Raw genomic sequence first — 22,040 nt, forward strand, 5'->3', positions numbered from 1 at the left:
GACAAGTTTTTGTTGATTGCAGATGGAGTATGCCTGATTTATTCTTATCGACAAAATTTTGTCGATAAGAATAAACTGCGGCAACCAAGGTAATTATCGACACTAAACTACCGATAAAATTCCGCAACACAAATACAGCGAGCTTGGCACGAACGGAAAAATGCTCTCTCGCCGAAATTTGCCAACGCCAGAATGCGCATCCTTACAGCTCGGTATATTTGGCCCGCGACCCGCGGGCCTTTTCTATGGGGTATTTCGCCGCGTTCTTGACCAGCTTGGCGCGCGCTGCGGCAAGCAGGTCGATGCCGGCGGTATCGGCGATCAGCAGCAGGTAGAGCAGGATGTCGGCGCATTCGTCGCGCAGGGCTTCGCCCGACTTGGCGCCGGCCGGCAAGGCGTCGATCTCGGCATCGCTCTTCCATTGCGTCAGTTCGAGCAGCTCGGCCGCTTCGAGATTGAGCGAGGTGATCAGGTTGCGCAGGGTGTGAAACTGCCGCCAATCGCGCGCATCGCGAAATTCGCGCAGCGCAGCGGTCAACGCTTCAAAATCACTCATTTTCATTCTCCGGCCGATGGCATCCGGGCGCGATGCTAGCGCAAAAATGCCTTCGCCACGGCGTTGACCGTCCGGGCATATACAATCTGCCCTGCCCTCACCCACGGAATCAGCATGGCCCGCAAACTGTCGCTCAATACGCAAATCCTGATCGGCTGCGCCCTCGGCATCGCCGGCGGCCTCTACCTGAACGGCCAGACCGCGACACCGCTGGCGCAGAACACGCTGTACGGCGCCAAACTGGTCGGTACGCTGTTCCTCGACCTGCTGCGCATGGTGCTGGTGCCGCTGATCTTTTCGTCCATCGTGGTCGGCGTTGCCAACCTGCGCGCGCATGAAAAGATGCATGCAGTGTGGACGACGACGCTGGGCTTTTTTGCGCTGTCGATGGCACTGGCGATCTTCCTCGGCTTCGGTGCCGCCAACCTGTTCCGGCCCGGCGAAGGCATGCACCTGGCGATGTTCGCCGAGGCGACGCAGAATTTCCAGGCGCGCCAGATGCCGCTGCCCGATTACATCGCCCAGTTCATGCACGGCCTGTTCCAGAACCCGATCAAGGCGCTGGCCAGCGGCGACCTGCTCGCCATCGTCGTCATTGCGCTGATCCTCGGCATCGCGCTGGTGATCGGCGGCGAGCGCTACAAGAACCTGCGCACGCTGCTCCAGGAACTGCAGGAACTCTGCCTGCTGATTGTCGGCTGGATCATGTACCTGGCGCCGCTCGGCCTCGCCGCCCTGCTCCTGCAACTGGCCGCGACGCAGCAGGCGGCGCTGCTCGGCAGCCTGCTCGAATTCATCGCCGTGGTCACCGGCACGACGCTGTTCCACGGCATCGTCGTGCTGCCCGCCTTGCTCTGGCTGGTCACCCGCGTCTCGCCGCTGCGCTTCTGGCGCGGTGCGCGTGAAGCGCTGATCACCGCCTTCGTCACCAGCTCCAGTGCCGCCACGCTGCCGGTGACGCTGCGCTGTGTCGAGCAGCACCTGCACGTCAAGAAGGACATCGCCAATTTCGTCGTACCGCTCGGCGCCACGGTCAACATGGATGGCACGGCCCTTTACGAAGCGGCCGCCGCCCTCTTCGTTGCCCGCCTGGCCGGCATCGAACTCGACATCGCGCAGCAGGCGGTGATCTTCTGCGTCGCCATGCTCGGCGCTCTGGGCGCGCCCGGCATCCCCAGCGTCGGCATGCTATCGATGGTGCTGGTACTGCAGTCGGTCGGCCTGCCGACCGAAGCCATCGCCATCCTGCTGCCGATCGACCGCATCCTCGACACAACGCGTACGGCGGTCAATGTCGAAGGCGACATGATCGGCAGCCTGATCGTGCAGAAGCTGACCAGCGCCGACAAGAACGCCTGACGCCGGCTATTTGTCCGGCACCTCGATGCCGCGCTGGCGCAACCACTCGCGATCCAGCTCCCAGCGCACGTCGCTGATCCCCGGCTGCGCCGCGACGATGCTGCGCGCTTCGGCCTGGACGGCGCCGAGTTGCTGCTCGACGGCGATGAAGGCCGGGTTGTTGGCATCCTTGACGTTGATTTCCGGGTAGAGCACGCCCAGCACCTTGAAAGCCGGCACCTCGAAACTGCGCGGCGTGCTGAGCACTGCCGTCTTGCCTTCGACGCGCAGCACATGGAATTGATAGGGATAGGCCTTGAGCTGGGCGCTGCCCTGCGTCGCGATGATTCCGGTCAGCTCGCGCGAACGCGCATCCGGCCGGCGGATCGCCCAGTCGAGTGCGACCAGGCCGGCAATGACGAGCAAGGCCCATTGCCAGGATTTGAGTCGAGGAAAATTCATGTTGGCTCCTTGAGGCGCCCCGCAGGCCGGCAGCGTAACATTACGCCTGCGCTTTGCGGTCGACACCGCAAAAATGGCCATTTTCAAATAGCAAAAAGGAGACCGCATGCCCCTCTACCGCCTCGCTGACAAACAACCGCAAATCGGCGACAACGCCTGGGTTGCCCCCAACGCCACGGTAATCGGCGACATCCGCCTCGGCGAGAACGCCTCGATCTGGTGGAACGCCACGCTGCGCGGCGACAACGACCCGATCCACATCGGCGCCAACACCAACATCCAGGACGGCTCGGTACTGCATACCGACGAAGGCGTGCCGATGCACATCGGCGACAACGTCACCGTCGGCCACCTGGTCATGCTGCACGGCTGCACGGTCGGCGACGGCAGCCTGATCGGCATCGGCTCGGTGATCCTCAACCGCGCCGTGATCGGCAAGGGCTGCATCGTCGGCGCCAATACGCTGATCCCGGAAGGCAAGGTCTTCCCGGACCGCGTGCTGATCGTCGGCTCGCCGGGCAAGGTCGTGCGCGAACTATCCGACGAGGATGTCGCCAAGCTGCAGAAATCAGCCGAGCACTACGTAGCCAACGCCGCCCGCTACCGCGACACGCTTGAGCCGCTGTAAACGACAACGCGGGGCCGCAGCCCCGCGTTTGCCTGGCAAGCTGGTGTTTAAACGGAGCTCGACAGGTTGGACAAGGTGATGTTCGGACGGAAGGTTTCCATGACCTTCTGCAGGCCGACCCGGGCCTTGGTGTTGATCACCAGCGGGGCGCGCAGGTTGGGGCTGATCACGGCCTTGCCGCCTTCTTCCTTCTTGAACAGGACCTGCATCACCGCCACATCACTGGCGACCGGCGTCTGCAGCAGCGCATTCTCGGCATCGCTCAGGGCCAGCTCGTAGTTGTAGCCGAGCGTGGTCGGATCAACGATCTGGAAAGCCAGCGTCGGATCATCCAGGGATTGCAGCGTGAAGCTTGCCGACTCGCCGGCATCGTTCTCGTGCACCAGCGTGAAGCGCGTGCTGCTTTCAAAGCCGACCAGACCGTTCGGGAAGGTAATGACTTTTTCCGGATTGACTTCGACCGAGCCGAACAGATAGGTATCAACTTTCATTATTTTTCTCCTTTGGATTGAAATGCCAATGTCACGCGACTTACTGTAACTCATCAAGGTTGTATTTTAGGTCGGTATTGCGCATAGTTCACCCCCCTTTTTTGTAGCACTGCCGCATCCATGCTCGCACCCATCGAACACCGCATCGCCATCGAACTGGGCGTCCGCCCGGCTCAGGTCAACGCCGCCATCGCCCTCCTGGACGAAGGCGCCACCGTTCCCTTCATCTCGCGCTACCGCAAGGAGGCGACCGACGGCCTCGACGACACCCAACTGCGCAACCTGGAAGAACGCCTGACCTACCTGCGCGATCTCGAAGACCGGCGCACGGCCATCCTGGCCAGCATCGAGGAACAGGGCAAGCTGACGCCGGAACTCAAGGCCGAGATCAGCGATGCCGAAACCAAGCAACGCCTGGAAGACCTTTACCTGCCGTACAAGCAGAAGCGCCGCACCAAGGCGCAGATCGCCCGCGAAGCCGGCATCGAGCCGCTGGCCTTCAGCCTGCTCGACAACCCTGACCTGACGCCGGAAGACGAAGCCGCAAAATTCATCAACGTCGACGCCGGCTTTGCCGATACCAAGGCCGTGCTCGACGGCGCGCGCCAGATCCTGATGGAAAAGTTCGCTGAAGATGCCGAACTGCTCGGTGGCCTGCGCCAATATCTCAGCGAACACGGCCACGTCCGGTCGACTGTCGTCGAAGGCAAGGAAACCGAAGGCGCCAAGTTCCGAGACTGGTTCGACTTCGCCGAACCGGTCACCAGCATGCCCTCGCACCGCGCGCTGGCCCTGCTGCGCGGCCGCAATGAAGGCATGCTGCAGGTCGCGCTGGTCCTCGACTCCGAACTCGACGAGGACGCCGTCAAGGCCGGCCCCAACCCGTGCGAGCAGCGCATTGCCGTGCGTTTCGGCATCAAGCCGCAGAACCGTCCGGCCGACAAATGGCTGGCCGACACCGTGCGCTGGACCTGGAAGGTCAAGATCTACACCCATCTCGAACTCGAACTGATGAACGAGTTGCGCGAACGCGCCGAGGAAGAAGCCATCCGCGTCTTCGGCCGCAACCTGAAAGACCTGCTGCTCGCCGCCCCGGCCGGCCAGCACGTCACCATGGGCATCGACCCGGGCATCCGCACCGGCTGCAAGATCGCCATCGTCGATGCCACCGGCAAGATGCTCGACCACGCCACCATCTATCCGCACGAACCGCGCTGCGACTGGGACGGCTCGATGTCCACCATCGCCCGCCTGGCCGCCAAGCACGGCGTGTCACTGGTCGCCATCGGCAACGGCACGGCCAGCCGCGAAACCGACAAGCTGGTGCAGGACGTCATGAAGCGCTACCCGGAAGCGCGTTTGCAGAAGATCGTCGTCTCCGAAGCCGGCGCCTCGGTCTATTCGGCCTCCGAATTCGCCGCCAAGGAATTCCCGGATCTCGACGTCTCGATCCGCGGCGCCGTGTCGATCGCCCGCCGCCTGCAGGACCCGCTCGCCGAACTGGTCAAGATCGACCCTAAGTCGATCGGTGTCGGCCAGTACCAGCACGACGTGTCGCAATCGAAGCTCGCCAAGAATCTCGATGCCGTCGTCGAGGATTGCGTCAATGCCGTCGGCGTCGACGTCAATACTGCCTCCGTGCCGCTGCTGACCCGCATTTCCGGCCTCAACGGCAGCCTGGCCGCAAATATCGTCAGCTATCGCGACACCCACGGTGCCTTCCGCTCGCGCGACGAGCTGAAAAAGGTGCCGCGCCTCGGCGACAAGACCTTCGAGCAGGCCGCCGGCTTCCTGCGCGTGCCGAATGGCGACAATCCGCTGGATAGCTCCTCCGTGCACCCGGAAGCCTACCCGGTGGTCGAGAAAATCATTGTCGACCTCAACAAGTCGATCAAGGAAATCCTCGGCGACAGCCGCGCCCTGAAAGGCCTGAATCCTTCGAAGTACACCGACGAGCGCTTCGGCCTGCCGACCGTGCAGGACATTTTCAAGGAACTGGAAAAACCCGGCCGCGACCCGCGTCCCGAGTTCAAGACAGCCACCTTCGCCGACGGCGTCGAAAAGGTTTCCGACCTGCGTCCGGGCATGATCCTCGAAGGCGTCGTCACCAACGTCGCCGCCTTCGGTGCCTTCGTCGATATCGGCGTGCACCAGGATGGTCTGGTGCATGTCTCGGCGCTGTCCAACACCTTCGTCAAGGACCCGCACACCATCGTCAAGGCCGGCCAGGTGGTCAAGGTCAAGGTGCTGGAAGTCGATCTGCAACGCCAGCGCATTGCGCTGACCATGCGCATGGGCGACGAGCCGGGCCAGGCCAAGCGGCATGACGGCGCGCCGGCCGGACGCGGCGGCCAGAACCCGACGCGACCAGCTCCGCGCAGTACCGGGCCGGCCCCGGCCAACAACGCGATGGCCTCGGCCTTCGCCAAGCTGAAGCGCTAAGCACCCCGAACCGCCTGCTCCGTCAGGCGGTTTTCATTTGCTTACACTCTGCAACAGCCCATCGTCGGAGAGCGGCGTAGACTGATGTCATCGCAATAGCAGATGAACAACATCATGAAACGCCCACTCCTTGCGCTCGCGCTCGTTCCCCTTGCCCTGTGGGGCATTTTTGCCCTGCCCGACGTGCTGGCCGCCAATCCGGAAGGCTTCTGGGCCTGGCGCCGGCCGCTGATCATCCTGTCCGGCCTGCTCGCCCTGTGGTGGATGAGCGCCGGCATGCTGCTCGCCGCCCGCCCGCGCTGGCTGGAACAGCGCTTCGGCGGCCTCGACAAGCTCTATCGCCTGCACAAGGATATCGGCATCGGCGCCGGCCTTCTCGTCCTGACCCACTATCTGCTCGAATGGCTGCCCAAGAACCTTGCCAAGGCGGGCTGGATCACCGGCCCGAACCGGCCGCGCGGACCGCGTGGCGAACCGGAAATGTGGATAGACCTGGCCAAGGATGTCGGCGAATGGGCCGGTTACATCCTGCTCGCACTGGTCGTCATCGCCCTGGTCAAGCGCATTCCCTACCGTTACTTCCGGCTGGTGCACAAGGCTTTCGGCCTCGTCTTCCTGGCCGGCGCCTTCCACGGCCTGATCCTGCTCCCCGCCACCTTCTGGCAAAGCCCGCTCGGCTGGCTGACAGCGGCACTCGCCGCCGCCGGCGTCGTCCCCGCCCTGCTCTCGCTGAGCAACCGCATCGGGCGTAAGCGCCAGTACCCGGCAAGCATCGAAACGCTCAGCCAGCCCGATGCACAGACGCTGGAGATCGTCTGCCGGTCGCCGGCCTGGCCCGGCCACCAGGCTGGTCAGTTCCTCTTTGCCGATTTCGGCAAGACCGGCGAAGGCGCCCATCCCTTCACCATCGCTTCTGCCTGGAATGCGCAGCAAGGCACGCTGACCCTGGCGATCAAGGCACTCGGCGATTACACGACCAGCCTGCCGGGCAGCTTGCGCGTCGGCCAGCAAGTCGTCCTCGAAGGTCCCTACGGCAAATTCGATTTTGCCGATAAAAATGCAGTCGACCGTGCGCCGCAGGTCTGGATCGCCGGCGGCATCGGCATCACGCCCTTCCTCGCCAAGCTCGACGAGCGTGCCGCGCAAAATGGCAGCGCCGGCGAGGCCGATCTCTTCTACTGCACGCGTGCCGCCAGCCCCTTCCCCGAACAGCTCGCCGAACGCTGCCAAGCTGCCGGCGTACGCCTGCATCAACGCCTAACCGACAGCGATGGCCCGCTCGATCCGGCCGAAGTCAGCGCCTGCCTGAAAGCGGGCAGCAGCGTCTGGTTCTGCGGCCCGGATGCCTGGGGCGCTGCCCTGGCCCGGACGCTGACTGCAAGCGGCCTGCCCGCCACCGCCTTCCATCGTGAAATGTTCGAATTCCGCTAACTGTCGGAGGCAAAACTCGGGAAGTGCTCAGCCTGACAATTGCCGACAGCCAAATTGTCATGATTTACTTGTCCTAAGGGACTCATGCTTCCCTGCCAGGAAAACGCACCTATACTGGTGCCACATTTGTCATGCACAGTCCAAGTGGCAACTCTCAAAATGCTCCAAAGCCCCTCTACCCGCTCCCTTGCTCCCCGACACTCTTCTCCTGAGAAAACGGCAGAGTCATCCGAAAATCGGCCAGACAATACTGACTCACGCAACATTACGCTCGACATAATCCGGCACGCAAAAAGTCGTCCCGAATCGCCCGCATTACTTATGGCACACAGGGATATCAGCTACCGCGAACTCGATAACCTAACCTGGAAATTCGCTCACTTCCTGCACGAACAAGGAGTGCGCCCCGGACACATTATCGGCCTGACCCTGACTGAGGAATTTACCCTCGTACTCTGCATTCTGGCGGTTACCCGCCTGGGGGCCACAGTATTCTCGATCCCTCGCAGCACCCAACCTGTCCAGCGCATTGCAATAGCCAGAAAAGCCCGCATTTACTGTCTTGCCGGCGACCAAGTGATTCATGCCATTCCCGGCACCCGCTTTCTGGAGATTAATCAACAAGCCTTGATCTCCAGCCCGATGCATATTGACCTGTCGATTATGGAAAAAGCCCCCCGTAGCCCCTGGCTGCTGATCAGCGGCTCGGGCACGACTGGAGAGCCAAAACTGATTCCCGTCACCCATGCTCAAGCAGCGGCCCGGGCAACCCGAGCCAACGAAAAGCTACAAATTACCGCTGCCGACCGCATTGCCCCGCTCAGCCACTTCGACTTCTCCCATGCCAAGTTTCGCCTGCATGAAGCTCTGGCTGCCGGCGCATCGTGCGCTTTGAACATATGGGATACACCCGACCCGATCGGGGCCTGTATCAGGTTTTCACTCAGTGCCGTATTCGCTACTGTATTCCACGCCGAAAAAATGCTGCAGATGCTAGCCCCCAACGCTGCGAATGCGCTCACCGGAGTCAGGGTCTTTGAAGTTACCTCATCCACAGTAACCGAGGATCTGCGCCGACGTCTCAAATGCTCTCTTACACCAAATGTCCATGTCCGCTACGGCATTAACGAAGCCGGTCCGGTTGCAATTGCCTCTCCTGATGAAATCAACCATATCTCTGGAACGATAGGACGTGCCCTGAGAGGAACACAGGTAGAAATCATTGACCGCAACGGGCAAGTGTTGCCAGCAGAAACAATCGGTCTGATCCGGATCAGCAGCCCCGGAGTGGTCGAGGGATACTTGCACGATGATAAAGCTACGCAGCGAAGCTTCATTAAAAAATGGTTCTTGCCCGGCGATCTTGGCAAGCTTACCGCCGATGGTCACCTGATTTTCTACGGCCGGGCCGATCACATGATGATCATGAACGGCATCAACATCTATCCTGCTGAAATAGAACAAGTTCTGACCGCCCATCCAGACGTGACGGATTGCGCTGTTGTACCGGCAAGACATCCGGTTCATCAGGATCTGCCGATCGCGGCGGTAACTCTGAGTTCCACCGCAAACAGCAGTGAAAGCGCCCTGCTGGCCTACGCCTGCGAGCAACTAGGTTCTCACGCTCCCTGGCGCGTAATAATCTGCGACCAAATTCCCCGCAACAATGAGGGAAAACTGATACGCAGCGAAATGAACGGACTACTTGCAGAAAGACTGGGAATCAGTAGAGCAGAAAAGAAAATGACTACGGATACATACCCTGCTCTATCCAGAAACACTACTCAACCTTAGAATTCAGCGCCACGTGATCTCCCGCCCTTTTTCAACAAAACTCCGACCTCTCGCCATGACAATAAAACAGGTAAAAATCTTCGGCATCAAGAACTGCGACACCATGAAGAAAGCCTTCGCCTGGCTGGGCGAAAACGGGATCGCCTACGAATTCATCGATTACAAGAAGGCCGGCGTGGCCGAAGCCAATCTGCCGGACTGGAGTGCGCGCGCCGGCTGGGAAGTGCTGCTCAACAAGCGCGGCCTGATGTGGAAGAAACTGACCGAAGAAGAGCGCACAGCGGTCGACGCAGAAAAAGCCCTCAAATTGATGGCGCAATACCCGGCCCTGATCAAGCGCCCGGTGCTCGACACCGGCAGCCAGCTGCTGATCGGCTTCAGCCCGGAAACCTATACGGAACAACTCAAATGAGCAGCACCATCCAGCGTTTCCTCTTCGACGGTCTCGACATTCGCGGCGCTATCGTCCGTCTCGACGACTGCTGGCAGCAGATGCAGGCTGACCGCGACTATCAGCCGACGGTTGCCCAGTTGCTCGGCGAAACCGCCGCAGTCACGGCGCTGATCGCCGGCCAGCTGAAGCAACCGGGTCGCCTGACCCTGCAATTGCGCGGCAACGGCCCGATCCAGCTGCTGGTCATGGATTGCAACGAACAACTGCAGATGCGCGGCATGGCGCGCAGCAACCCGGTCGTCCTGCCGGCGCCGGTACCGGAACTGCTCGGCGCCCATCAGGGCGGCCAGCTGATGATGAGCCTCGATCTGCCGACCGCGCGCCAACCTTACCAGAGCTATGTGCCCATGGTCGGCGAGAGCATCGCGGAAATCTTCGAGCACTACCTGGAGCAGTCGGAACAGCAGCCCTCGCGCCTGTTCGCCACCGCCAATTCCAAGGCCGCCGTCTGCCTCTTCCTGCAAAAGATGCCGCAGGCCGACAACCACGATCAGGATGGCTGGAGCCGGATCAGCCAACTGGCGGCGACCGTCAAACCGGCCGAATTGCTCGAACTCGACGCCGAAACCCTGCTCGGCCGCCTTTTCCACGAAGAGATCGAAGCGCGCGGCCTGCGCGTGTACGATGCCCAGACCGTCGTCTACCACTGCCCGGAAGACCGCGAAAAAGTTGCCGACATGATCCGCAGCCTGGGCAAGGCCGACGCCGAGACCATACTCGCCGAACATGGCGAAATCCTGATCCGCGACGACATCTGCAACCGCGATTACCGCTTCAGCGCCGCCGACGTCGCGCAGCTGTTTGCCGACAGCGAGGCCGGCAAGCTGCACTGAGCGGCAAGCAGGCAAAAAAAACCGCCAATTTTGCGATTGGCGGTTTTTTTACGTCCCGGAAGCGGCGGTTAGCGGATCGTGAACAGCCGATGAAAATTGGCGATATCGATGATCTGCTTGACGGTCCCCCGACAATTGACCAGCACGATCGACTTGCCGGCAGCGCCGGCCTCTTCCCGCGACAACAACAGCGACCCCAGGGCAGAACTGTCGAGGTAATCAACGCCGTCGAAATCGATCTCCAGCACAGTACAAGGACCGGCCAGCTGTTCCTTCACGGCCTTGCGGAAATCCCGGTGCTCGGAAAAACCAAAACTGCCCCGCAGCGTGATGGTCGCCACCGTACCAACGATCTGGCTCGTAATAAACATGGATGTCCAATCGGTGAATCAAGAGAAAAGTGCCTGTTGCGCACAGCGCAAATGCAAAAGGCCCGGTTTCCAAATCCGGAAAACGGGCCTTTCAGTATCTTGGCGGAGCAGGCGGGATTCGAACCCGCGGTAGGGGATTACCCTACACACGCTTTCCAGGCGTGCGACTTAAACCACTCATCCACCGCTCCAAGAGCCGCGCATTCTAGCAGAAAGCTGGCGTTCGTCAATGCAGTTTTCGCAGAAAAGCCAGACCAGTCCAGAGAAAGAAGAGAATCAGGAAAGTTGCGAAGCTGATTTTCCGGTCAGCAGTTCCAGCAGGCAGAACAGCGGCAACCAGTTGTCGCGGCGCCCGCGTGACCAGGGAAAACAACTGCCACACCGGGTTGACCGTACATTGGGTGCCGACCAGGACAAAAAGCACGCCCTGCCCGATCAGGCAAAGGCCGAGCATTTCAATGATGGCGCGCAGTGCGCTGATCAGGAAATCCGCCACGGCAAGCTATTGGTCTTCGATGCCGAACTCGGCATCAAGCTTGCGCATGCGGCGGTTGTAGTACCAGATGATCAGCAGGTAGATGAACAGCAAGCCCTGTGCGCCAAGGTAAAAGCCGAGCGGAAAACCGAAAAGCTCGAACTGGTTCAATTCGCGGGCGAACCAGTTGAGCACGAAGGTGACGAAAAACCACAGCACCAGCAGGTTCAGCGTCAGGCGGCGGGTCTTGCGCCAGTAACGGTCGTGTATCTTCATCGCCCGTCCTCCTCGCCGCTACGCCGAATGCCCTGGAGAAAATCGCCGCCCTCGCCGTCCGGACGCGTCATCAGGCTGACGGCAATGATGGTGATGAATCCGGCGCAGACACCAAACACACCGGCCGAGGTCGAATGCACATGGAACCATGGTTCCATGCCGATTCCCTTGATACCCAGCCAGGGAATGCTGTCGAACTCGACGCGCAGGATGTAGTAAATGGTCAGCAGCATGCCGAGCAGCATGCCGGCCAGCGCACCGGCCCGCGTTGCCCGCTGCCAGAAGATGCCGAGCACCAGCGCCGGGAAGAAGGCCGAGCCGGCAATCGAGAAAGCCCAGGAAACCATGGACAGGATGGTGCCCGGTTTTTGCGCCGCCACGGTTGCGGCGAGCACGGCGACCACCAGCAGCATCGACTTGGAAATCACCAGCCGGAACTGGGTCGAAGCATCCGGCCGGATGATGCGGTAGTAGATGTCATGCGACAGCGAACTGGTGATGGTCAGCAGCAGACCGTCGGCGGTGGATAACGCCGCCGCCAGGCCACCGGCGGCGACCAGGCCGGAAACGACATACGGCATGCCGGCGATTTCCGGCGTGGCAAGGACGATCACGTCGGGATTGAGCGCCAGCTCGGCCAATTGCAGTATCCCGTCGCCGTTGATGTCCTCGATATTGACCAGCCCGATCTTGGTCCACGCCGCGACCCAGCTCGGCAGTTTGGCTATCGGAATTTCGACCAGATGCGACAGCACTTCGTACTTGGCAAAGACGGCATAGGCCGGTGCCGTGATGTAGAGCAAGAGAATGAACAGCAGCGACCAGAACACCGAGTCGCGCGCCTGACTGACACTGGGCGTCGTGTAATAACGGGTCAGAACGTGCGGCAGTGCTGCCGTGCCTATGGTCAGGCAGAAGATCAGCGCCAGGAAGTTGATGCGTTCCGGCAGTTGCTGCTCGGCCGTTTCGCCGGGGAAGGCCTCGGCATGGTGAACCGGGGGCTGGCTACGGTCGACCGCCGAATACATGGCATTTTCCCAGCGCGCCTTCGCTTGTTCCGGATCGTGCGGCAGTTCGCGGCGCTGTTTCTCCAGCGCCACGATGTCCTTCATCTGTGCATCACTCGCCTTGAGTTCGTTGATCCGTGTCGAAATCTGCTCGCGCTCCAGGAGCAGCGAGCTGGGCAACTGCATGATCTTTTCGGCGTAGAGATCGGCCCGCTCACGATAGAGCTGGCGCACCTCGATTTCGGCCGGCATGTTGAACAGCTTCTCTTCCAGGCGCCCGACTTCCTGCAACACCTGGCCATAGACCAGTTGCGGCACCGGATTGCCGGTGACATTCCAGGACAGGATGGCAACCGGTGTGATGTAGGCGATGATCAGGATCACGTACTGCGCCACCTGCGTCCAGGTCACCGCCTTCATGCCGCCCAGGAAGGAACAGACGAGGATGCCGGCGAGACCGACAAAAACGCCGATCTCGAACTGCAGGCTGACAAAGCGGCTGGTAATCACGCCGACGCCGTAAATCTGCGCCACGACATAGACGAAGGAAGCCAGGATGGCGGCGGCGACGGCAACCATGCGGATGGCGTTGCCACCGTAACGGGCACCGAGAAAATCGGGAATGGTGTATTCGCCGAAGCGGCGCAGATAGGGGGCGAGCAGCAGCGCCACCAGCACGAAACCGCCGGTCCAGCCGATTACGAAAGCCAGACCCTGATGCCCCGACAAATACAGGGTGCCGGCCAGACCGATGAAGGACGCGGCGCTCATCCAGTCGGCACCGGTCGCCATGCCGTTGAAGAAGGCGGGCACCCGGCGGCCGGCGACGTAATACTCGGAGACATCCGAGGTGCGGCTCATGATGCCGATCACCGCGTACATCGAGATGGTGAAAAAGAGGAAGGCGTAGCCGATCCAGCGCGGCGGCATGCCATGCTGCTCAAGCACGGCAAGCGCCCCGATGAACGCCAGGAAGCTCACCGTGTAGTAGAGGTAGTAACGCTGCAACCTGGTCAGGGATGAAAGCATGCGGGGCCTAGTGCGTGCGACGCAGGAAACTGCTGGCGCGCGACTCGTCGACCAGACGGCCCGGCGTATCGATGCCCTTGGCGCTGACCCGGACCAGCAACATCTGGAAGATGCGGGCCAGCATCAGGGTGTTTTCCATCGCGTCGCGCCGGCCGCTGCCGCTCGCCAGGCCGAAGAGGTCGAGCCAGTGATCGAGCGGCTGCAGGGTATGCGACTTTTCCTCGAACATCGACGGCAGCAGCCAGGCGAGATCGACCCAGTTCGGCTGGAAATCGATGCCCAGGCGCTCCTTGTAGATACGCTGCAGGAAGCCGCCGACATAGGGCACGTGATAGGTCACCAGCGGCGCCTTGGCGAGGAATTGCAAAAAGGCCATCAACTGGCGGTCGACCGCCTGCTGCTGCGCTTCGCCCTCGCCTTCGATGGCGCTGAAATCGAGATAGAACGCGTCGTCCGGCACGATCATGCCGGCCTCGCGCACACCAGCCGCGGCAATGCCGAGCAGCTCGTCGCTGTCCGGCTTGAGGCCACTGCTGATGATGTCGATGACGACATAGCGCACATGAAAATGGGCATCGTCGAGTTGTGGACCGCTGCTGGCACGCCACGCCTCGATGGCCGCCTTGACGTCATCGGGCAGATGCGCCGGCGAGCCATCCTTGAACAGGAATTTCCGGATTCCGAACATTTCTAGTTCACCTGGTAGTCGAGTTTGAGGCGCGTCTGCAGCTTGCGGGCCTGGCGGAAGGATTCCTTGAGAATGCGGCGATCCAGTTCGTTGAGGTCGTCTGGATTGATCAGGTTGTCGCCCTGGGTGCCCGGCTCGCCTTCCAGATACTGGTGCTGCAGGCGCAGGAACTGGATGAAGTCCATGCCTTCGAGCACCGCGTTGACCTCGTCATCGCGGATCGACAGGCGCTTCGAGGCGAGGCGCAGGCGCTGCACCGAGTTGGTGTTGTGCACGCCGGTCGCCAGCGCGTAGATGCGGGCGACGTCGACGAAGATGCGCGAGCCGTATTTCTTGAGGTCGATCTTGCCCGGATGATCCGGTTCGAGATCGGTCAGGAAGTCGCGGATCTTGCCGAGCGGCGGCTCGACGTCGAGCGCATTGTGCGCCATGGCGCGCAGGAACATCGGGTTCGACGAGGTCTGCGCCAGCAGGTGACGGCGCATCGCTTCGGCCAGCTCGACCTTGCCGAACAGCGGCCGGAAGTCGAAAAAGATTGTCGCATTGAGCAAGGCCTCGGGCTGCGGCACGCGGATCCACTGGCTGAACTGCTCCTTCCATTCGTCGAGCGACAAACACCACTGCGGGTTGCTCGCCATGATGTTGCCCTTGCACAGCGGGAAGCCGCAGCGGTCGAGATCCTTGTTGACGTCGAGCGCAAAGGCCAGGAAGCGGGTTTTCAGCTCGCCAACGGTCAACCCGTCGGGCACGGCATAAACGATGCCGTTATCCTGGTCGGTACTGAAAGTCTGCTCGTCGCGCCCTTCCGACCCGAAGGCCAGCCAGGCCCACTCGATGCCGTCAAAATTGTGGTTTTCCAGGTTGAGCTGAATGACGCGCCGGGTCAGCGCATCGTTGAGCGCCGAGATGAACTGCGTCAGCTGTTCGGCGCCGACGCCCTGGGCGAGCATGTTGAACGACAGCTGGCGCACATCGGCCGCCGACTGCTGCAGCGCTTCAACGTTATGCGCGCCCTCGATCGACTGGCGAATCTGGCGCAGGCCAACGCGTTGCAGCGCAAAGAGATCGCGCTCGGACACCACGCCGGTCAGCTTGCCTTCGGCATCGGTGACCAGGACATGGCGAATGCCGTGCGTTGCCATGGCCAGCATGGCATCGTAAGCAGTGGCGTGCTCTTCGAGCTTGAACGGGGCCGGCGACATGGCCTGGCTGATCGGCGCATCGTGCGGCAGATCGGCGAGCACGACGCGATCAAGCAGGTCGGAACGGGTGAACACGCCGACCGGCTTGCGATCTTCGCCGGCAATGACCAACGAACCGACCTTGGCCGCCGACATGGTTTCCAGCGCGGCACGCACCGGCGTTTCCGGCGCCACGGCAACCGGCGAACGCGAACCGATGCCGACCAGCGGCGAATTGAGCGTCTGCTGCTCGTTGGCCCGCTGGGCGAATTGCAGCTGCAACTGGCAGCGCGACTGGTCAAGCAGGCTGGCGATGTACTGCGTGCAGAACAGGTTGAATTCCGGGCTGCTGGTCATCAGCTGCATGAAATCCTCGGCCGGCAGCTGGTAGCAGAAAACATCATCGACCGCGGTATAGGTATTGGTCGACGGACGCCCGGCCGTCACGGCACCGATCGGGAAGCTCTCCCCTACCCCGAGGCTGAGGATGGAATACTCGGTCACCGTCACTTCACCGGCCTGGCGCGCCTGTACCTTGCCCGACTCGATCAGGTAAAAGAACCGGACGTTGCCGGCTTCCGGCCCGACGATTTCGCTGCCGGCCGAATGAAAGACCAGTTGCGCCTTGTCGGCGAATGCCTGCAGGGCTTCGGCCTTCATCTTGTTGAACGGCGCGTGGTTCTTCAAGAAGGCCAGCGTATTGCCGGCGACACGCCGGCGCCCTTCCTGGCGCAACGAGACTTCAACGGGTTCCAGGGCTGTTTGTTCCGCTTGCGTATTCACGACAACCTCGATTTTCTAAGAATAATCAGTTTAACTTGAGGCGCAAAGGCAGCGCCTCGTTCAGGATGGCCGGCAACTCGGGCAGCGATGCGCTGCCCGGAGGGCCGGGGCAAAACAGGCAAAAATTCCGCGTCGACCGTATCGGCGACCTCGATCACCACGGAAAAAGTCATCAAGCCCACCTCAGTACTTGACCCGGGCGTAATAGGTTTTTTCCGAGGCTTCCAGCGCCTGGCGTACTGTCACGATGCCCATGTCGGCGAGCAGCGGCACCAGCTTGAGGAAGACTTCGCCGGTCGCCAGCGAGTCTTCGAGCGCGTTGTGCCGGGTATCGATCTGGATGCCCAGACGCTCGAGGATCACATCCAGCTTGTGCGACTCCTGGTTCGGATGCACAACGGCGGAGAGCAGCAGCGTATCGAGCACCGGCTGCGTGAAGCGGATGCCGGTGCGTTCTTCCTTGAGCTGCAGGAAGCGCATGTCGAAAGCCGCGTTGTGGGCGATCAGCACCGTGTCTTCGCAGAACTGGTGAAAGGCCGGCAGCACGGCGTCGATGTTCGGCTTGCCGCGCACCATGTCCTCGGTGATGCCATGGATGGGAATCGACTCCGGCTTGAGCGGGCATTCCGGGTCGATGATCTGGTCAAAGACTTCCTGGCGCAGCAGGCGGTTGTTGACGATGCGCGCCGCGCCGATCTGGATGATCTCGTCGCCCTTCGACGGCTCCAGACCGGTCGTTTCGGTATCGAACACGGTACAGGTCAGGTCGGAGAGTTTGCGGTCGAGATCGATCGAGCGGTCATCGAATTTGAACAGGTCGAAATCGTAATACTCGGGCCGGCCGGTAACCTGGCGCTCTTCGATCAGCACCTCGGCATCCGGCGTGGCGACCGGCAGCACGAAACGGAAATAGGCACGATGTGCCGCCTTCTCGCGCTGATACCAGATTTCGCCGCCATGCCGGTCGATCACGTCGCGCAGGGTGAGCGGCGAGGTGTCGCCGCCGACCTGCATGCTTTCCATTTCCCAGGTGTAGAAGGTCTCGGAAGACATCGCCGGGCCCGCCCAGATCAGGTCGAGATAGGCAAGTTTTCCTTCGCTGCTCAGACGGAAGCGCAGTTCGCGCGGCTCGTAGTGATCCTGCAGGCGGCCGGCCAGGAAGACCAGCGCGAAGACCAGCGAAAAGCTGTCCGCCTTGAGCCACAGACTTTCATCGACTTCCTCGGTCTTGATCGGCAGCTTGAGGCGCTCTTCAATACGCCGGCGAGCGGCAGAGATGACATCGACGCCGAGGATGTCTTCGAGCGGCCAGCGCGTTTTCAGCGAGTCGGAGAACTGGCTCATGGTCTGATCAATCGAATGGCTGCGCTTGGCGACCTCGTCGTCGATGACGTGCAGGAAGCAGCCGCGCTGCTCCGGCTCCATGTCGGGATAATCAAGCAGATTGGCAACGGCGGCACGAATGTTGGCAATCGCCGAGCGGCTGCCCTGACTCAGCGCATGCAGCGCCTGGTCGCGCTTTTCTTCTTCCTCGATGCTGCGCGTGATGTTGTCTATGGTCAGCACATAGCCCGACATTGCCGCGCCGGCGGCTTCGCCGGCCCCCGGCATGACCGGCACCATCTGGATGCGCAACAGCTGGCCGCCGCGCGTCGTGGTCGTGAAGCTGGCATGCGGCGTCTTGCCGGCCGCCAGACGCAGACGAATGACATCGCCGGCATGCTCGACCTGGTTCTTTTCGAGAATCGAGAAGATCGAACGGCCCAGACCGATCAGCGCCCCGCCCGCAGCCGAGGTCGGCCCCAGCGCCAGTGCCTTGAACTGCAGGCGGGCGCGGTTGTTGTAAAGCAGGATGCGACCGTCGAGATTGCACACGACAACAGCCTGCGACAGTTCCGACATCAGCGCCGCCAGACGATTCTTCTCTTCTTCAACGGACGCCTTGGCGCGCGCAATCTGCGCATCGACATCGTCCATCAGTTCATCGCGCTGCTGCGCCAGTTCGTTGGCAGCCTGGGCCAGTTGCTGCACTTCCGGCGGCCCCTCGAGCTCAACCCGGAAATCGCGATTGGCGCGCAGCATCAGGCGCAAGGTTTCCGACATGCGCAACAGGCCTTCGACGTATTGCTTGAACAGCTTGTGCAGCACCATGACGCCGATCGCAAAGCCGAACAGGGTCATCATCGTGCCGACCGGCAGGCGCGAGACGAGCAGTTCGGTCAGCATGTTGCGCTCGACCTCCTTCATGTCCAGCCAGACCAGCAGGGAGGTAACGACAAACGGCCCGGTCATCAACAGACCGAGCACGACGACGGCAAAGATGAAACGATGTTTGGCCTTCATGACACGCTTCCTGATATTTTGTTGCCGGCATCTCCGGCCTTTTCATGCTTTCTGGACGGTCGACCGGTACGGAAAGCAGATTTTCCGTACCCGGCCGTGCAAGATCAGGCGACCCCGAGCATGCCCTTGACCCGGACCACCAGATCCTTGGTCGAGAACGGCTTGGTGACGTAGGCATCGGCGCCTATCGCCAGCCCCTTGGCCACTTCGGTATCGCGCCCCTTGGCGGTCAGCATGACAATCAGCAGCCCGGCCCGCGCCGGATCGGCGCGCAAGGCCTCGCAGACTTCATAGCCGGACTTCTTCGGCATCATGACGTCGAGCAGCACGAGATCCGGATTGAAGCTGGCGACCTTGGCCAGCGCTTCGTCGCCATCAACGGCGACGGCAACCTCGAAACCTTCCTTTTTCATCAGGAATTCGAGCGAAATGACGATGTTGGGTTCGTCATCGACGATGAGTATTTTTTTTGCCATGAGTTTGTCTCCCTTTGTTATGCCTCAGGTGCCGGCAAGGGCACCGTGAAAATGAAAGTTGCGCCTGCTCCGGGCTGACTTTCAACCCAGAGATTACCACCAAAATATTCCACAATCTGCCTGCTGATCGGCAGTCCGAGGCCCGTGCCCTGCGGCTTGTCGGTCAAAGTGTTGCCGCCCTGCCGGAACTTCTCGAAAACCAGGCGGCATTCGTCCGCACCCAGGCCGGGTCCGTTGTCGGCAACCTCGACGCGCACCATGTCGGCGAGCGGCAAAACCCGCACCCGGACCTGGCCGCTGCCGCCCGGCACGAACTTCACGGCGTTTGACAGCAGATTGATCACAACCTGGGTCAGGCGGTCACGGTCGACCTGCACTTGCGGGCCAATTTCCGGAATCTCGCCGCTCAGGGCGACCGCCTTGTCGCGGAACAGCTGCTCCAGGGAAGCCATCGCCTCGCGCACCACGGCACCGATATCGACCGTCGTACTGGTCCATTCGGCATGCCCGGATTCGAGCTTGGCGAGATCGAGAATCTGGTTGATCAGCCGGGTCAGGCGCTCGGTTTCGCCGACGATGATGCCGAGGAAGCGCGTCCGCTCAGCGAGTTCGAGGCGGGGATCGTCGTGCAGCATCTCGGAAAAGGCGCGGATCGAGGTCAGCGGCGTGCGCAATTCGTGCGTCACGGTCGCGATGAAATCGTCCTTCATGCGGTCGACCTCGCGCAAACGCTCATTTGCGGCGCGCAATTCGCCGGTCGCCGCTTCCAGTTCGCGCTGCTTGTTTTCCAGTTGGTGACTGTAGGCGCGCACCTGCGTCGCCTCGTCGAGGATGCCGAGCACTTCGTCGAGCCCGATATCTTCCTCCTGCGCCACCGAGGCGACCATGACGCGCGCGCTGGCCGAACCGATCGCCGCCGCCAGCTCGCCCTCGGCAAAACGCACGAAGCCCGCATCGGCCGGCAACTCGCGCCAGTCGGCCAGACCGCGCGTCGCGGCATGTGCCGCCAGTTGCTGGCGGGCACGGACCGGACCAAGAAAGCGTTCAAGCAAGGCAACCAGTTGCGGCTGCGAGGCATTGCCACGCCACAGGCGGGCATCGGTCGCGCTGCCGGCATAGCGGAAGACATCGACAAAACGTTCGGCCTGCCCGGCCTCGGTGGCATCCGGCCGTGAATTGAGCGAGACGAGAACATACAGGCCGATATTGGCAAACAGGCTCCACATCAGGCTGTGCGAGATTTCGTCGAAACCGCTCAGACCGAACAGCGCCTGCGCCTTGAGCCCGGCCAGGCCGAACAGGCCATGCACGACGAAGCCGTCGTCGATCCAGCCCGAGCGCGCGAAGGACGGCAGCAGCAAGGTGTAGAGCCAGACCGCGAAACCGCCGAGCAGACCGGCCACCGCGCCGGCCCGGGTGCCCTGCTTCCAGTACATGCCGCCAAACATCGGCGGCGCGAACTGGGCAACCGCAGCAAAGGAAATCAGGCCGATCCCGACCAGCGCATAGGCTTCGCCGGCGGCACGGAAATAGACATAGCCGAGAAGCAGGATGAGGCCGATCGCAATCCGCCGGATCAACAGCAGCAAGCCCGACAGGTCGCGCCCTTTTTCGCCCTGCAGCCAGGTTGACCGTAGCAGCCAGGGCATCGCCAGGTCGTTACAAACCATCGTCGACAAGGCGATGGTTTCGACGATGACCATGCCGGTCGCTGCCGCCAGACCGCCGATGAAGACGAGCAGCGCCAGCGCCTCGGCGCCGTGGGCGAGCGGCAGGGTCAGCACAAAGGTATCCGGATTGACCGCCTGACCGGAGAAATGCAGCAGGCCACCGAGCGCGACCGGCAGCACGAAAATATTGATCAGCAAGAGATAGAGCGGGAACAGCCAGACGGCACGCTTGAGGTGCGCCTCGTCAACGTTCTCGACAACGACGATCTGGAACTGGCGCGGCAGGAAAATGATGGCCAGCCCGGAAAGCAGGATCAGTGCGGTCCACGTGCCGGCGCGCGCCGAATCCGGCTGCGCCAGGCGCGCCAGTTCGGGCGAGGCAGCGGCGCGCGCGAAGAGATCGGCAAAGCCGTCGAACATGCCGTAAGTCACGAACAGGCCGACCGCCAGGAAGGCAAGCAGTTTGACCACCGACTCGAAAGCAACTGCCGCGACCATGCCTTCGTGGCGCTCGGTGGCATCGAGATGGCGTGTCCCGAACCAGATCGTGAACAGCGCCAGCACGGCGGCGACAAGCAGCGTCGAATCCAGCCACCAGGGCAGCAGGCGGTGCCGGTCGCCGGCAAACAGCACATCGACGCTGGCGGCGACTGCCTTCAGTTGCAGGGCGATGTAAGGCACCACCCCGACAACTGCGATCACGGTGACCAGCCCGGCCAGCAACTGACTCTTGCCGTAGCGCGAAGCGATGAAATCGGCAATCGAGGTGATGCGCTGCACCTTGCTGATCCGGATCATTTTCAGGATGACGCCGGTAAACAGCAGCATCAGGGTCGGACCGAGGTAGATGGTAAGGAAGGACAGGCCGCCCGAAGTCGCCCGCCCGACGCTGCCGTAAAAGGTCCATGAAGTGCAGTAGACCGCCAGCGACAGCGCATAGACATTGGCCGAAATGATCGAACGCCCGGCGTCGGCCCGTGCCTCGCCATAGCGGGCAACGGCGAAGAGCACGCCAAGGTAGGCCGCGGCAATCAGGGTGATGGACCAGCCGGAAAGCAGCAATTACTTTCCCTTCCGCTCGGCGACCCTGGCCGCCAGGACAACCAGTCCGGCCCACACGGCAAACAGGTAAACATAGCCGGCCGGCAGGCCGAACCACTCCCCCACCGGCAAGCCTAGCAGCGGGTAGGTCAACAGGGGGATGCCGAGCAGCCCGAGCGCCGCCAGGCGTTGTCGCGACAGGCTCGCGCGCTTCATCGCCCCCTCCAAAAATAGAAAACGGCTGACACGCAAAGCGTGCCAGCCGTTGTTG

The 22,040-nt window shown here is 61.8% G+C and carries 21 protein-coding genes and 1 tRNA gene; 7 read left to right on the plus strand and 15 right to left on the minus strand.

Annotation, left to right across the window (positions count from 1 at the left end; all coding sequences use genetic code 11):
* Positions 1-202 precede the first annotated feature (202 nt).
* Entirely contained in the window at positions 203-556 is a 354-nt protein-coding gene (locus tag KI612_RS11000; RefSeq protein ID WP_226440131.1) for a nucleotide pyrophosphohydrolase, read from the minus strand.
* Between the two features lie 114 nt (positions 557-670).
* Between KI612_RS11000 and KI612_RS11005 the strand changes: the two genes are divergently transcribed.
* A complete protein-coding gene (locus KI612_RS11005) occupies positions 671-1,915 on the plus strand; it encodes a dicarboxylate/amino acid:cation symporter (RefSeq protein WP_226440132.1) in 1,245 nt (414 codons plus the stop codon).
* 6 nt (positions 1,916-1,921) lie between these two features.
* Here the strand turns inward: KI612_RS11005 and KI612_RS11010 are convergent, their stop codons facing one another.
* Complete coding sequence (locus KI612_RS11010; protein ID WP_226440133.1) at positions 1,922-2,356, minus strand: hypothetical protein; 435 nt, start codon at positions 2,354-2,356, stop codon at positions 1,922-1,924.
* A gap of 106 nt (positions 2,357-2,462) precedes the next feature.
* On the opposite strand from KI612_RS11010, the gene KI612_RS11015 reads away from it, so the two are divergent.
* The gene (locus tag KI612_RS11015) at positions 2,463-2,984 is read left to right on the plus strand and encodes a gamma carbonic anhydrase family protein (RefSeq protein ID WP_226440134.1); all 522 of its coding nucleotides are present in this window, start codon (positions 2,463-2,465) and stop codon (positions 2,982-2,984) included.
* A 47-nt stretch (positions 2,985-3,031) separates the two neighbouring features.
* Here KI612_RS11015 and fliW read toward each other — a convergent pair whose 3' ends face one another.
* A complete protein-coding gene (gene fliW, locus KI612_RS11020; protein ID WP_226440135.1) occupies positions 3,032-3,475 on the minus strand; it encodes a flagellar assembly protein FliW in 444 nt (147 codons plus the stop codon).
* A gap of 120 nt (positions 3,476-3,595) precedes the next feature.
* Here fliW and KI612_RS11025 point away from each other — a divergent pair, with 120 nt between their 5' ends.
* The 5 genes from KI612_RS11025 to hslO all read left to right on the plus strand — a co-directional run bounded on the left by KI612_RS11025 (position 3,596) and on the right by hslO (position 10,429).
* The gene (locus KI612_RS11025) at positions 3,596-5,917 is read left to right on the plus strand and encodes a Tex family protein (protein ID WP_226440136.1); all 2,322 of its coding nucleotides are present in this window, start codon (positions 3,596-3,598) and stop codon (positions 5,915-5,917) included.
* A gap of 114 nt (positions 5,918-6,031) precedes the next feature.
* Complete coding sequence (locus KI612_RS11030; protein WP_226440137.1) at positions 6,032-7,348, plus strand: ferredoxin reductase family protein; 1,317 nt, start codon at positions 6,032-6,034, stop codon at positions 7,346-7,348.
* Positions 7,349-7,507: 159 nt separating this feature from the next.
* Positions 7,508-9,142, plus strand: a complete 1,635-nt coding sequence (locus KI612_RS11035; protein WP_226440138.1) for a class I adenylate-forming enzyme family protein — start codon at positions 7,508-7,510, stop codon at positions 9,140-9,142.
* Between the two features lie 55 nt (positions 9,143-9,197).
* The gene (locus KI612_RS11040; protein WP_226440139.1) at positions 9,198-9,554 is read left to right on the plus strand and encodes an arsenate reductase; all 357 of its coding nucleotides are present in this window, start codon (positions 9,198-9,200) and stop codon (positions 9,552-9,554) included.
* Positions 9,551-10,429, plus strand: a complete 879-nt coding sequence (hslO, locus tag KI612_RS11045) for an Hsp33 family molecular chaperone HslO (RefSeq protein ID WP_226440140.1) — start codon at positions 9,551-9,553, stop codon at positions 10,427-10,429. Before KI612_RS11040 ends, hslO begins: the two co-directional genes overlap by 4 nt.
* Positions 10,430-10,497: 68 nt before the next feature.
* Here hslO and KI612_RS11050 read toward each other — a convergent pair whose 3' ends face one another.
* The 12 genes from KI612_RS11050 to KI612_RS11105 form a co-directional block, all read right to left on the minus strand.
* Positions 10,498-10,770 carry an STAS domain-containing protein gene (locus KI612_RS11050; RefSeq protein ID WP_264180711.1) on the minus strand — a complete coding sequence of 91 codons (273 nt, stop codon included), beginning with the start codon at positions 10,768-10,770 and terminating at the stop codon, positions 10,498-10,500.
* Positions 10,771-10,900: 130 nt separating this feature from the next.
* A tRNA-Ser gene (locus KI612_RS11055) sits at positions 10,901-10,991 on the minus strand.
* A gap of 35 nt (positions 10,992-11,026) precedes the next feature.
* Complete coding sequence (locus KI612_RS11060) at positions 11,027-11,296, minus strand: hypothetical protein (protein WP_226440142.1); 270 nt, start codon at positions 11,294-11,296, stop codon at positions 11,027-11,029.
* Between the two features lie 6 nt (positions 11,297-11,302).
* Positions 11,303-11,551, minus strand: coding sequence for a DUF4212 domain-containing protein (locus KI612_RS11065; protein ID WP_226440143.1), 249 nt, complete (start codon positions 11,549-11,551; stop codon positions 11,303-11,305).
* Positions 11,548-13,587, minus strand: coding sequence for a sodium:solute symporter family protein (locus tag KI612_RS11070; RefSeq protein WP_226440144.1), 2,040 nt, complete (start codon positions 13,585-13,587; stop codon positions 11,548-11,550). The genes KI612_RS11065 and KI612_RS11070 overlap by 4 nt, the downstream gene beginning before the upstream one ends.
* 7 nt (positions 13,588-13,594) lie before the next feature.
* Positions 13,595-14,275, minus strand: a complete 681-nt coding sequence (locus KI612_RS11075; protein WP_226440145.1) for a PolC-type DNA polymerase III domain-containing protein — start codon at positions 14,273-14,275, stop codon at positions 13,595-13,597.
* 2 nt (positions 14,276-14,277) lie between these two features.
* Entirely contained in the window at positions 14,278-16,191 is a 1,914-nt protein-coding gene (locus KI612_RS11080) for a DUF294 nucleotidyltransferase-like domain-containing protein (RefSeq protein ID WP_226444216.1), read from the minus strand.
* A gap of 44 nt (positions 16,192-16,235) precedes the next feature.
* Positions 16,236-16,412, minus strand: coding sequence for a hypothetical protein (locus KI612_RS11085; RefSeq protein ID WP_226440146.1), 177 nt, complete (start codon positions 16,410-16,412; stop codon positions 16,236-16,238).
* A gap of 10 nt (positions 16,413-16,422) precedes the next feature.
* The gene (locus KI612_RS11090; protein ID WP_226440147.1) at positions 16,423-18,582 is read right to left on the minus strand and encodes a 3'-5' exonuclease; all 2,160 of its coding nucleotides are present in this window, start codon (positions 18,580-18,582) and stop codon (positions 16,423-16,425) included.
* Between the two features lie 104 nt (positions 18,583-18,686).
* Positions 18,687-19,058: a response regulator transcription factor gene (locus KI612_RS11095; RefSeq protein ID WP_226440148.1), complete on the minus strand. Its 372-nt coding sequence runs from the start codon at positions 19,056-19,058 to the stop codon at positions 18,687-18,689.
* Positions 19,059-19,075: 17 nt separating this feature from the next.
* A complete protein-coding gene (locus tag KI612_RS11100; protein WP_226444218.1) occupies positions 19,076-21,787 on the minus strand; it encodes a sensor histidine kinase in 2,712 nt (903 codons plus the stop codon).
* Positions 21,788-21,790: 3 nt separating this feature from the next.
* Entirely contained in the window at positions 21,791-21,985 is a 195-nt protein-coding gene (locus KI612_RS11105; RefSeq protein ID WP_226440149.1) for a hypothetical protein, read from the minus strand.
* Positions 21,986-22,040 lie beyond the last annotated feature (55 nt).

The organism is Quatrionicoccus australiensis, from assembly GCF_020510525.1.
In the GTDB taxonomy this organism is placed as follows: Bacteria; Pseudomonadota; Gammaproteobacteria; order Burkholderiales; family Rhodocyclaceae; genus Azonexus; species Azonexus australiensis_B.